General features: G+C 34.8%; 14 protein-coding genes. 7 read left to right on the top strand and 7 right to left on the bottom strand.

Annotated features, from left to right (window positions below; all coding sequences use genetic code 11):
• Positions 1-277: 277 nt before the first annotated feature.
• Positions 278-640 (top strand): DNA glycosylase, encoded by a 363-nt coding sequence (locus H9631_RS22945; protein WP_404801764.1) that lies wholly within the window; start codon positions 278-280, stop codon positions 638-640.
• A gap of 10 nt (positions 641-650) precedes the next feature.
• A complete protein-coding gene (locus H9631_RS21520; protein WP_191816416.1) occupies positions 651-1,007 on the top strand; it encodes a DNA-3-methyladenine glycosylase family protein in 357 nt (118 codons plus the stop codon).
• Between the two features lie 203 nt (positions 1,008-1,210).
• Here H9631_RS21520 and H9631_RS21515 read toward each other — a convergent pair whose 3' ends face one another.
• From H9631_RS21515 to H9631_RS21500, 4 genes are all read right to left on the bottom strand, one after another.
• Positions 1,211-1,873 (bottom strand): response regulator transcription factor, encoded by a 663-nt coding sequence (locus H9631_RS21515; RefSeq protein ID WP_191816414.1) that lies wholly within the window; start codon positions 1,871-1,873, stop codon positions 1,211-1,213.
• 1 nt (position 1,874) lies between these two features.
• Complete coding sequence (locus H9631_RS21510; protein WP_191816412.1) at positions 1,875-4,163, bottom strand: sensor histidine kinase; 2,289 nt, start codon at positions 4,161-4,163, stop codon at positions 1,875-1,877.
• A 94-nt stretch (positions 4,164-4,257) separates the two neighbouring features.
• On the bottom strand, positions 4,258-4,419 hold the full coding sequence (gene comX, locus H9631_RS21505; protein WP_191816410.1) for a competence pheromone ComX: 162 nt from the start codon (positions 4,417-4,419) through the stop codon (positions 4,258-4,260).
• A 19-nt stretch (positions 4,420-4,438) separates the two neighbouring features.
• Positions 4,439-5,350 carry a polyprenyl synthetase family protein gene (locus tag H9631_RS21500; RefSeq protein ID WP_191816407.1) on the bottom strand — a complete coding sequence of 304 codons (912 nt, stop codon included), beginning with the start codon at positions 5,348-5,350 and terminating at the stop codon, positions 4,439-4,441.
• Between the two features lie 453 nt (positions 5,351-5,803).
• Between H9631_RS21500 and H9631_RS21495 the strand changes: the two genes are divergently transcribed.
• From H9631_RS21495 to H9631_RS21475, 5 genes are all read left to right on the top strand, one after another.
• A complete protein-coding gene (locus H9631_RS21495) occupies positions 5,804-6,211 on the top strand; it encodes a hypothetical protein (RefSeq protein WP_191816405.1) in 408 nt (135 codons plus the stop codon).
• Between the two features lie 507 nt (positions 6,212-6,718).
• Positions 6,719-7,534 (top strand): hypothetical protein, encoded by an 816-nt coding sequence (locus H9631_RS21490; protein ID WP_191816404.1) that lies wholly within the window; start codon positions 6,719-6,721, stop codon positions 7,532-7,534.
• 12 nt (positions 7,535-7,546) lie between these two features.
• A complete protein-coding gene (locus tag H9631_RS21485; RefSeq protein WP_191816402.1) occupies positions 7,547-8,281 on the top strand; it encodes a hypothetical protein in 735 nt (244 codons plus the stop codon).
• A gap of 11 nt (positions 8,282-8,292) precedes the next feature.
• A complete protein-coding gene (locus tag H9631_RS21480; RefSeq protein ID WP_191816400.1) occupies positions 8,293-8,919 on the top strand; it encodes an ABC transporter ATP-binding protein in 627 nt (208 codons plus the stop codon).
• Positions 8,912-9,439 (top strand): hypothetical protein, encoded by a 528-nt coding sequence (locus H9631_RS21475; protein WP_191816398.1) that lies wholly within the window; start codon positions 8,912-8,914, stop codon positions 9,437-9,439. The genes H9631_RS21480 and H9631_RS21475 overlap by 8 nt, the downstream gene beginning before the upstream one ends.
• 361 nt (positions 9,440-9,800) lie before the next feature.
• On the opposite strand, the gene H9631_RS21470 is transcribed toward H9631_RS21475, so the two are convergent.
• The 3 genes from H9631_RS21470 to H9631_RS21460 are packed head-to-tail and all read right to left on the bottom strand — an operon-like array spanning position 9,801 to position 12,156.
• Positions 9,801-11,342, bottom strand: a complete 1,542-nt coding sequence (locus tag H9631_RS21470; protein WP_191816396.1) for a PH domain-containing protein — start codon at positions 11,340-11,342, stop codon at positions 9,801-9,803.
• Positions 11,339-11,821 (bottom strand): PH domain-containing protein, encoded by a 483-nt coding sequence (locus H9631_RS21465; RefSeq protein ID WP_191816394.1) that lies wholly within the window; start codon positions 11,819-11,821, stop codon positions 11,339-11,341. The genes H9631_RS21470 and H9631_RS21465 overlap by 4 nt, the downstream gene beginning before the upstream one ends.
• 35 nt (positions 11,822-11,856) lie before the next feature.
• Positions 11,857-12,156, bottom strand: coding sequence for an ATP-binding protein DrrA1-3 family domain-containing protein (locus H9631_RS21460; RefSeq protein ID WP_225221204.1), 300 nt, complete (start codon positions 12,154-12,156; stop codon positions 11,857-11,859).
• Positions 12,157-12,600: the final 444 nt, after the last annotated feature.

The following is a 12,600-nucleotide window of genomic DNA, read 5'->3' as shown; positions in this document are numbered from 1 at the left end:
AATTGAACTCCCATTCCCTCAGATAAAGTGTTCAATCTTATTTGGCGGGAACTGTCCACTTTAGTTTATCAGTCACACCTGTGTAGCGTATGTCAATTGGAGGGGCAAAACTGACTTAAAATAGGTAATGAATGCTGTTCAGTATGAACTAAGGAGGATAAACATTTGTTTAAAATTATTATTCCAAAAGCACCTTTTGATTTTAAAAAATATTAAAAAGAATTTCATCAAGGAATAATAATGTATTTATTAATGAGAAAAACTTACTCTTCAACGAATTGTAACCATAGATTCCCAACCAACACTTTTATACGTTACTTTTCAGGGAGATATTGATCATCCACTTTTAAAGGTACATATTCCTAACGACACTAGAAAAATTCAACAAGAGAAGCTATTACAGGTTGTTCGACACATGTTTTCAACTGAGTGTGATTTATTAAAGTGCTACGATTCTTTATCAGGCTCTCCCTATCTAAAACCACTTATTAATCAATTTTATGGTTTAAGGCTAGTGTTGGAGCCAGATTTATTCGAGGCAATTGCAAAATTAATCATTTATCAACAAATAAATACAACTTTTGCAGCGGAGCTTGTTAATAGATTAATTACTCTTACTGCTGAGGAAGTAGAGGTTTGAAGGGAAGTGTTTGCCAATTTTTCCTTCGCCAGAATCAATAGCAAAACTGTCCTACAATCAATTAAGAAGAATATCTTTTAATCAGAGGAAGGCTGAATATGTGATAGATTTTGCACAAAATATTGTAGAAGGAAAAATTAACTTAGATCATCTTTGGAAATTAACAGATAAAGAGATCATTCAAATTCTATCAAATGTAAGAGGAATTGGTAAATGGAAAATTGAATGTACGCTTCTTTTTGGGATGGGAAGATTAAATATATTACCTGCGGGAGATATTGCGTTAAGGAAAGTTCTTAAAACTGTGTGGGGACTAAAACAAACCCCTTCAGAAAAAGATGTTGAAAAATTAGGGCTTAATTGGTAACCTTATAAGAGCTATGCAAGCTACTATTTGTGGTGTAGTGCAAAGCTCTTTTAAAGTAAGAGAGAGCACTGGACTGGTAGTAGGCTGAGTTTTTACGAGTTTTCACCATAAACCAAGTTCCGTAAAGTACTTGGGCAAGCGTTAAATAAAATATACTTGGAATAGCCCCAGCTTGAAAGATGTAACACAAATATCCATTGTCCCTAATTTTTCACGGAGAATATAGATAATAATCCAAGTTCTTCTGATTTCAAAAGTGCTTCTGTTCTTGAACCGACTCCAAGTTTTGTAAAAATCTTGGTTAAGTGATATTCAACTGTCCTCTGACTCATAGAAAGCTCCAGCGCGATCGCTTTATTTGTGTGCCCTTTAGAAATACCATCTAAAATTTTTTGTTCTTTGGTGGATAAGCTAATTTTTTCTAAGTATTGTTTTCCTTCGTTGACTGATGGGGCTGATTCTACTCTTTTTAGTTGCTTTAATAATTGGATAGAAATAACTGCCTCATCTCTTAAAGAGCACCGAATAGAAGTAATTAACTGTTCTCGTGTGGATGTTTTACTGATAAATCCAGATGCACCTGCTTCAATCAACAAATTAAAATGGGATACTACATCATAGCCTGTGTAAATCAGAATAGTCGCATCAGGATCAAATTGCAGAATCATTTTGGTTAATTCAATCCCGTTCATCTTAGGCATGTATAGATCAATTAGGTATATATCGTATTTTCCTTTTTCCAATACTTCCATAATCTTGTCGCTTTCAAACAAGACATCGGCTTTCATATCCTGTTCTGATTCAATAATGGTCCTAGTTCCTTCTCCCACTGCGGGATGATCATCTACTATTAATACATTGATCAATTTAATTGACTCCCTGTTTGAATATAATTTGGACTTTAAACCCATTGTTTGGTGCCGATTCAATTTCTATCTCACCACCCATGCATCGGACCCGCTCTTTGATCCCGTATATCCCCATCGTTTTAAATGAATCATTGAGTTCTGACATACAAATGCCGATTCCGTTGTCCAAATAAGTAAGTATTAAACCTTCATCTTTGTTTTTTAATGAGATTTTCACTACAGAAGCTTTCGAATGTTTCATTGCATTGTTCAAGAGTTCTTGAAAGACTCTATATATGGTTAATTCATATTCAGGCTTGATCTTCTGAATCGTAGAATCTAATTCCGCATGCAGAAGAAAGTTAGAACTTAATTTGACCCGCTTGATTAAGTTTTGGATCGATTGGATAAGACCCAATTCATTCAGAAACGGTGGTCTTAATTCGTTGCATGTCTCTCTTATAAGATGAATATTGTCTAGAACTGTTTCTTTGATAAGATATAACTCATTCTTGAGTATAGGATCTGTTATTTTGATTTCGATAGATTCAATGTCTCTTAAGAGCTGGAATTGGTCTTGTAAAATAGTGTCGTGAAGATCGATTGATAAATTCATCCGTTCTTTTTCAGACAAAGAAAATAACAACCGGGATAACCATGAAGGATAGGAATCATTTTCAACTTGCTTTTTTTTATGATAATGTTCAATTTCTTTGAACAATCCCTCAATTAGCTGGAAATTCTCGAGCAAAATACTAGAAAAATAAGCTATATTTTTCAACCATATTTTCTCTTGAATATTTAAGGTTGTCTTATGCTTTTTTAAACCACAAAAAATAACTTCTTTCATCTGGTGATTTTCGCCAATAACAACACAGAATCCAGTTCGAACTTCGATCAGTAAACCTGGATGGCAATTTTTCCAATCTACTTGTTCTATTTCATTAATAAAACTGGTGGAGGAGAATGTCCTTTTGTTCTGTACTGTCCACGTGTCTAAATCTTTACTTTCCTCGACTTTCAAATAATGAACTTCTCTTACTCTTAGTACTTCTTTCACTTCAATCATTAGCTTTTCGATAAAGCGCTCTACTTTTGTCTCGTGTTTAGTTTTTTGAAAAAATGTATAAAGATTTGATTCCACATGATTCTTTCGTGAAAATAAATGATGTCTCATTCTATAATCTATAAATTCTTTAATGTATAAAAATAAAATGGATCCTATAAAGACAAAGAGAGAAAAAAGGAAAGCAGAGCTAGAAATAAATCTGATCTTGAAAGTTAAAGCTAAAATGATGGTTGAAAAAATAGTAAAAGAAAAAGATAAGAGCGCATAATATTGGAGCCTGCCAAGCAAAAACTCAATATCAAACAGCTTTTCCGCTATTTGTAAATAAACGAAAGCCAATGGAATGATTAATAAAAACATGGATGTTATTTCAGCAGAAAGCAAAGCTCTCCCCCAAAAAATATGAGGGACTGCATATAAGATTACAAAGGGACTAAATCCGATGACGAATGCAGTCGACAGTATTTGGATAATAACTTTGCCCTCTGAATTTTTATGCCTAATATTCAGCCTCGTCAAAAGAAAAATCAAAAAACAAACTAGAAAAATGAAAAAACCTAGTTCAACCATTCTCATAAACGAATGAATTTTCCCAAATAAGAAATTGCTCGATAACGCTATAAGGAGTAGAAAATAAGCAATATATAATCTTTTTATGCTGCTGCCTTTAACAAAGTAGAGATGATATTGTTGGAAGTAGTTTTTCAAAAAGTGAATCAATAAGATCAATGAACCGGGAAAAGTCATCGTTACTGTAATCCTGCCGATCAAGTCCGCTCTTGCAGATGCAGGGGCGCTTAAATAACATAACCCCAATGAAAATAGAAAAGCTATTAGGATCATGACTGAATTTTTCTCTTCTTTTTTTCCGTAATAAAAATATAGGCCCAGTAAAAAAGTTGAAAGGCAAAATAGAATTGGCAGCAATAAATAGATGATGAGCTGAATATCTTCACTAGTATATGAAACAGCATATGTATTCGTATAGGCTTGCTGATCGATGATTGTAATAGACTTGGCTTTCTCCAGGTAGTGAAACCTAGCCACTGTTTTATGCTCGTCAGGATCGATGCCATTGATCAATTGAACAATATCGCCTTTTTCAATCGGATTTCTTGCCGCCCATCCCTTGTCATACACTTGCTCTACGACCCAATTTCCGTTCCTTTGCTCAACATCTATGCCTATTAAAGGATATTGAATGATTAATAAGCCAAAATACGAGATCAGCCCAATCATTAAGAAAACCATCACTGAGAAGATTATATGAGATTTCTGGAACCATTTCATTCTTATCACCTAGGGAGGAACCGGATTATTCCAGCATAAAATTTTATTTCCAATAACGAATTTTGGGAGAAATGTTTTCTCCAGAGAAAGCATCCATGATCGCTTTGAGTTGATCTTCATTAACACCAATCAAGCTTGCAGTGCCTTCTTTCACTTTGACTAAAACATCCGGACTGTTTAATAAATATTGTACCATTTCCAGCATTTTAAGTTTCCCCTTTTCTTTAAAGTATATAATCTGAAAGTTTGTGAATATATTTGCTATCGACATCCAGCTTTTTCAGTCTTTCCTTCGCCTTTTGTTGATAAATGTTTTTCATCACTTCAGTATAAAGGAGGGCACCGCTATCAATGATTAGCTCGCTCATTTGATCCCGACTGTGAAGAAGTTTGTCAGTTTCAACAATGCCCTTATAGTAATCTCGAATTATATCCGCTTCTTTTCCTTTAAAATTCAATAGATAAATGATTGGGAGCGAAATTTTTCTGTTTAATAAATCGTTTTTACTTTCCCAAGTCTGCAAATCGGAGACATCGTTATTCACTTGGCCGATCAAGCCTATTAACTTTGAGTATTGCCTTATCACTGTCGGATAATTTTTACGGGCTAGCACGGCTCCGACCAAACAAGAAAGTGAAACCAAAGATCCTGATTTTTTAAACGTCATTTCTATATAGTCCTGTTCTGTCCAGCAACGACCAAGAAGATCCATATGCTGCCCGTTAATAGCAGTAAGTGAATAATCCAAAAGGATGGAAACAGCTTCTTCTTTATTCTGCAAACCTGATTTTCTAATCACATCTAAACATAAGAAAATCATTGCGGTGGATGCATTTAATGCTAAGTTTTGCTCCTTCATCCATAACTTCAAGTGATCATCACTATCTTCTAGATCATCCAGAATATCAAAAGACAGTACCAATAGTTCAATTGCAGCAGCAACGGAGATTACTTTGTCTAACTCTTTCCCTTTGAGCATTTGATAATGTAAAATAGTAAGCTCACCAAATGGAAAGCCTTTTTCCGCTTGGACATCCACATATGTTTTGATTGTTTCTTTTAAATGTTCTTGTTGAATTTCTTTATCTACAATCCGTTTTATTGAGTGTAATATTCTATCTGTAACATCACTCAATTTGACCCCCTCCTATTAGACCAATACCTCCTCTTAGTTATATTTTAATCTAGCTACCTCATATTTTGCCGCAATGCTCATTGCGGTTATCCGTAAGGTATATTGCGCTGTATAAAAATCTAGATAAAAATCCATTGGTTTACTGTTAAATATTTACGCTGATTATGAATCACTGACTGCTATCAAGTGGGTTATCACGCCTAAAGCTTCCGTGTATCATTAAATTCGTAATTTTCATTACTGCAAGTGGATTGCGGTAATTCGCAAATTGATTCACGGTGAAATTCAATGAAAGGTATGTGAAGATTGAAATAAGGTTAGTCTCAAAAGATCCCCTCTATAACCACCTTTTATTGCGGAGTTTACATTTTCTATAGAACTCTATGGAGTATTAGGAGGTTGAATGATTTTTTTCGATAGTAATCAATAAAAATTTGGAAGGAGTAATCAGAGTTGAGAACATTGAAGAAAGGAAAACTGTTGCTAGTAGGCGTTTTATCTCTTGGTATGCTGGGTTACACAGGTGAAGAGACGTATGCTCAGGAAGTGAAGACTTTCACGAATTTTCAGGTTACCTATTCAGGTGCTGAAAAGTTTACCCCATATTCGCTAAGAAAGTCTAATACTAAGGCTGTGGTTAATCTGAAGAATGATACTGGAACTGCTTGGATTACGGCAACGATGAAAAATTCCGAGGGTGCATATAGGGGAGGAACTAACGTTCAAAGAGGAAAAAGAGCAACATTTGCAACCAAAAATGCTAAGGTTAACTATAAGTATAAATTGGGGCTCAGAAAAACAAATAACACTGGCGGAGGAAAAGTTACAATCAAAGGTTCTTGGTCTTCTAGCGGAGGATGATGAATTTAAATATCATCCAGATAGATTTGCTTTCTATTTGGATGATATTTCTTTTTTTAGATAAGCGGACTTTTAACCAATCTCAAAAGTTGAATGTACACCTAAACTGATTTTCTTCTTGGGCATAAATGATTTTTGGCTGGTTAAACAGTCAGATTTTATACATCGGCTCAATCTGTAACTATTGTAACCAGAGAACATCTGGGGAAGAATAATCGACAGCAGGATTGAAGGTAAGGGACATCCAATGGAATGTTTGCGATACAGTAATATAATCATTCAGTTCCCTGCCAAATCCGAGTGAGTTATGGTAATGGCAAGGAAGAAGCTCTAACTGCTCAACCGTGAAAGTGTATCTCGCAAATTGGTACTTTTGGTAGTTTTGCCGCTTCCATTTTACCATTTTTCGCAAAGATGCATTTTTATTTTTTCAAAGACTTAAGGACTTTTGGAATACGTTCATATTTTTTATAGATTCAGGTACTACTAAAAGGGACGGAGAAAGAAATGTTATCGAGTAAATTTAAAATAAGAAGTAGATATATGTTGCTGGCTCTATTTTTTTTGATTGGCGGATTGACAGGCTCTTGGTTATTTGCCAGTAACTTTTTAGAAATTATGACAATGGATTATAATGCACCTGACTTAGTAGGAACGAAAGAAGAAATCAGACATAATTTTTTAGAACAGATTTCGACATGGGAAACATTCATAGACTCTTCGATGTTTTATTTAATTAATTTTATTCCAGTGCTATTTATGCTACCAACCTTAGGGTTTTTTGCTGAAAAAAGAAGTCTATATATGCTTGGGAGACATCGTTACCCGTCATTTAGAAAAGCAATTTATAAAGATGTGATGCAATATGTATTATTATCAGCGATGATTGTTGTTGTCTCCTTTTTAATTTTTTATTCCATAGGGGGACTGTTTGTCTATCGAAGTATTGATGATATAGGTGGCTTCGCATCTATTCTTCCTGAAAATTTTTATATGAATCACCCTTATTTATTTTTTGTTTTTATGGTGTGCACTATTTATCTTAGTTTAGCGATTGTATTTAGTTTGTTGTCTTGTGCATTAATCTTACTGACAGATCGCGAGTATAAAGTGATTTTATTGATCCTGTTTATTTATTTCCTGTATGGAAAACTAGGCGTGTACACAGAAAGTGCGTGGTTTGATATTTTCACAAGTTTCACAGCCTTTAATACACTCTATTCAACTGGTGAGACGTTTAAGCCATTAGTTATTTTACTTATAATTTCATTCATATTACTTGTAGCAGGTGTAAATAAAACAGTTAAAAATATTGAGGAGTAAGGAGTTCGATATATGGTAATAAAAAATAAAATCAGATTATCTATTATAATCATTTCATCTGCTCTTTTACTAGGGTTTATTAACTTTAAGCAGGGATATAAAAACATCATCACCTATATGAATGATTATAATGTCGTGTTGGCAAAAGAGGCTGTATTTGATCGGATTTTCGTGAATACTGATTTTGCAAAACTCGAATATATGGAAGGCAATAGTGTATTTCATTTTATAAGTCCATTTACATTTTATATTTTGGCGATCTTCTGGGGCTCTTTCTATTATTTATTACTTAAAAAGAATTACCATCAATTGATATATTCAAGAATAAATACCAAACATGAAGCTTTAAAAATATTGAGAGGTCCCTATGTGCAAAATGTTATCTTATTTGTTGTGATGTATGTGGCTTCTATTTTCCTTTTTATTTATCTTAATGATGTTTTAGTTTTTCAAGATATGTGGCATTTCATAAGACGAAGTGTCTTTTTAGCCATTTCGAGCCTCCTTATCACTATCGGACTTTCATCGTTAATGTTCTACATATATTTAAAATGTAATGAAACAATTGCTCTTTTAGTTATTTTTATATCCATTCTATTTTTATTTATTGTAGATTTAAATTGGAAAACGGTAAGTATTGTATTTATTGGTAATGATACTTATTTTGTAGGTGGAATAATAACTGGGTCTGTTCTTATTTTTCTGTCTCACTTATTTCTTAAGAACGTGAAATATGAAATTGAATAGGGAGTTATAACATGATTGAAATTAAAAATATAAATAAAAAAATAAAAGACCATGTCATCTTAAAAAATATCTCTATATCTATTAAAAAAGGAATCTGTGTTGGATTTGTAGGACATAATGGCTCAGGTAAGACCATGCTATTAAAAGCAATATGCGGGTTTACTAAAATTGATGCTGGAGAGATATGGGTACATGATAAGCAAATTATCTTTAGTGAAAAGTATATTAAGAACGCGGGGATTATTATTGAACAACCCTCTTTTATTAACTACTTAACAGGGATGGATAACCTACTTGCTTTAGCCGATATACAAAAGATGATATCAAAGGACGATGTTTTACTCGCTCTTGAGAAAGTGGGTTTAAAGGATGCAAAAGATAAAAAGGTAAAAGAATATTCTTTAGGAATGAAGCAACGTCTTAGAATTGCTCAAGCCATTATGGAACATCCACACATTTTAGTTTTGGATGAACCTTTTAATGGGTTAGATAAAGACTCGATTACAGAGATTCAAGATCTGATTGTAGATTATAAAAATAAAGGGGCTACTATTCTTTTAACGAGTCACGATGATAGACAGATTGATTATTTATGTGATCGAGTATACGAGTTGAATGGAGGAGAGATTGTTGAATAAAGTTATTCTTTATATTTGTATGGGCATGTTATTTTTAACAGCATGTTCTCCATATGGGCTAACAGGGGGGCCTGACTCAGATTCAGATGACAGTGAGCCTACACCAGAAGAAATTGCAGCCATTGAAAATATGAAAACATTTTCATTAACGATTGAGCAATTCGAAAAAAATATGCAAACACAAAGTAATGATGCCGTATTAAACGAAACAGAAATGGGATATGAAACGAAGGATCACTTAATCAAGATAGATTATAAAGATGATTCAACAGATGCAAATGATCCCCTCACATATATTTATATATTGATCGATCAACCGAGCGCTAAATTTACTAATATTGAAAAAGAGTGTATTGCAACCTTGGAAATGTTGTTCGCTTCTCTAGAAGTGTCGTACGATGTAAATCAGTTGGTGACGAGTGTAAAAGAAAATAAAATAGAGGCTATGAATACAGAAGATGTTATGGTTGAACTCACTAACAACAGTGCAAATATTCAAATGACAATAAGTCCGAAATGACGCTCTTTAACTGATGTTGAATTTTATCCCGGCAATATGGAGGAATTTCATGGTGGTAATTATATTCAGACTAACTAGAGAGTTCTTGCCATAAAAGATTCAAGCATTCAAAAGCAGGCAGGCATTGGTCGTTGAGTATCATGGTTGCTTTCCTGTTAGTGTTTCCTATCTATAAAATAATTCGGCGAAGAAAAGAATTAGAAAAACAGCAGCAATTTTTTGAATGATGCGGAGTATGAATATCTCGTAAAAATCTCCCTTTACAGCCGTTTTTTTGTTCCCCATTTTGTGCCGATCCCTAGTATTCTTCTTTTTCAAATTGGGGCCTGTTATGACTTCACATCAAAACAGGCCCTTAACTTTATTCAACTCTAATGTCATTTTTACGGTTCGCATACCACTGGAAAAATGAATTCGCCAGTTCAACGGGGACATCGTCTATGCTTGAATGATGCACTGGCTTTCCTCTATTGATAGTTTCAATTGATGCGAGGCCAAGCCATTTTTGAACAATGTTTCGGGTCATCTTAACCTCAATCACTTTTTCTCGTTTAGAAACGAATAAAGAGGTAGTGAGTGCCCCTGTTTTAAATTGAATAAGATGCCCATTCATGACGTAACTGGTATGGAAAAAATCTAACAATCTTGATAGTAGAATACAAACCAAAAGAGCAGCTGACAGAATCATCCAAACCTGCTCCACGCCCCAAATTACTGGCTTAAAGTAATATAAAACAATTGTAGCAATCAACCAGAACCAGCTTGGGGACAGTATGCGTACCCAAAGGGACATTTTCGGAAGACGAATCATTTCCTGAGTAATCGTATATGAGGGCAGAATGTCTGAAACCATTTCAAACGCTTTATTAACCGGCAGAAAAGGATATAGTGTACTCGTTTCGAGCGTCTCTTCTCCAAAGTTTAGCTTACCTGCACTTCTTAACTTCACTTCGGCAAGCCCCAATAACCTTTTCATCATTGACTGGTTAATTTCAATTGCCTGCACTTTTTCTTTTGAAATGGTGAAGGCTGTTTCATCGATAATCCCCCTAGTAATATATATGTGACTTGAATCTGAAGATATTTTATAGTTCCCATACTTTAAGTGCGTTCTAACAATTCCGAAGCCTGCGGAAGCAATAATGAGTATGATAACAAGGATGGTCGTCACCCACCACGAGCTTATCAGCTGTTTAAATAACCCCCCTGTAGTATCCTCCAAATGAAAAATTTCATTGATTTTATAATAAAATGAGCCAATTAAAGGTATAAGAACAAAAAAACTTAAAGATGTGAAGGATGCTTTTAAGATATCCTTCTTCGTTGACTCGAAATGAATGGTTCGATTCGGATCCTCCTGCGGAATTACAACCCCTGGATTTTCGGTTGTACAATACTGGTGCTCAACTTTAAGTCCCTTGTCATTAACTTCATGCCTCAAACCCGCGGATTTACTCCGACCGACATTTTTCACGTATGCCTCCATCCGTTCGGCTTCTGTTTGTGAGATCACATCGAATTTTATCGTCGCACCCTCATCTTGTACCCCAGTTTCGAAATGAATAGAGGTCATTTTAAACATACGATGAAAAACCGATGTATGGCGATTGACGTTCTGAATTCTAGAAAAAGGAATAGTTTGTTCAGATTTGCTGAAAAGTCCTTTATAAAGATGAAAAGATTGATGATCAAGTTCGTATTTGTGAGTGAACCATTTATAGATGATTGATACAAAAGTCCATCCAACTGCGAGTAAGAAAACCATTCGGCCATATTTTATGAAAAGCGATGCAGATCCCGCCTTTATCACGTATAAGTAAATCACAAAGAAAAAGGAATTTCTGACTAATTTACCTAGATCAAAAAGCATTACAAGTGGAGAATAACGTTTGATCCTTGTCATTGCTCCACTTCCTTAATTTTCGCGTATTGAGCAATTTGGTTCCTCAACTCAATAGCCACCTCTTTTGGAAGGGCAGGTATGGCGTGAGAAGAACCCATAGTTTCAACTGATACGGAGCAGAGTCCATACTTTCGAAGAAGCGGCCCTTGCTCGGTTGCGACCGATTGGATTTTTGTCATCGGAACGAGTTCATGAGTTTCATTGATTGCGCCAAATTTTAATTGTAAAAACTCTTCATTTACATCGTAACGCCAATTTTTATAAAGTAAAAAGGGATGAATGAATGACCAAATTCCACCGATTATAGCTAAAGCTGTAATTCCTATCAATATCCATCCAATCCACTCTTTCCAAGAAAAATAAAAATCAAGGTAAAATAAAACACTTAGGATAATGAGACCGATGGTATTCCCAATCGTGTCACTGACGAGCCAAACTTTGATTGCGTTCTTTGATAAACGCTGCTGAGGAGCATTCAATGGAAATCACCACCTTGTTTGTATTAGCACTACTATTATTCATCTAAAAATATTTCTTCAAGTGAAGGTTCGTCCACCTCGACACGGTAAACGTCTATTTTATATTGATTAAATGCCCGTATAACTTCGGCAATTTTTTTCTCATTTTCAAGTGTTATGGTTACAAATGGCTCTTGCATATCTAAATTTGTTCCTGCTGTATGCAACCATTGGGTTAGTGTCAACTCTTCTGCTTTGGGGATTGGAGAGTGCTTCAATTTCACTATAAGTGTTGACCGATAGAAGGATCTAAGCTCAGCCATTGTGCCGATCTTAACCACTTTACCATCTTTCATTATAGCGATTCGCGTGCAGATTTTCTCGACTTCGTCTAAATTTAATGCATCGTACAGTTGGATTCAAAGTTTGTTGTATTTTTACCTTATTTCTTCTCAATTTCCATTTCATTTAATTAAAACAAATTGGTATCTTCGCTCTTTTTTAATGAACTTATCTAGATCATTCTGGAATGCGCTCTGAAGAGGGACGCAGAGATGGGTTCATTATATAACGTTAGTAACCTTCTATCATTTATTTAGATAGTAGGTTGTTTTATTTTAACTTCATTCAGCAGAAATCTCCCGCTTCTGTAAGTGGTGAGGTGAATGCGTATTGGTATTCCATGCAGTAGGGGGCAAACCCTGTCTGAATGAAGTTAAAGCCTCCGGCGGATGCCACAGATTTTCAGAGGAAACAATCGGGCGACGTTTCTCGTCGCCACCGTCTAGAATGAAAACTGA

The organism is Bacillus norwichensis, from assembly GCF_014836955.1.
In the GTDB taxonomy this organism is placed as follows: Bacteria; Bacillota; Bacilli; order Bacillales; family Bacillaceae_C; genus Siminovitchia; species Siminovitchia norwichensis.
The sequence above is the reverse complement of the archived record's forward strand: the minus strand, read 5'-3'. Positions and strand labels throughout refer to the sequence as shown.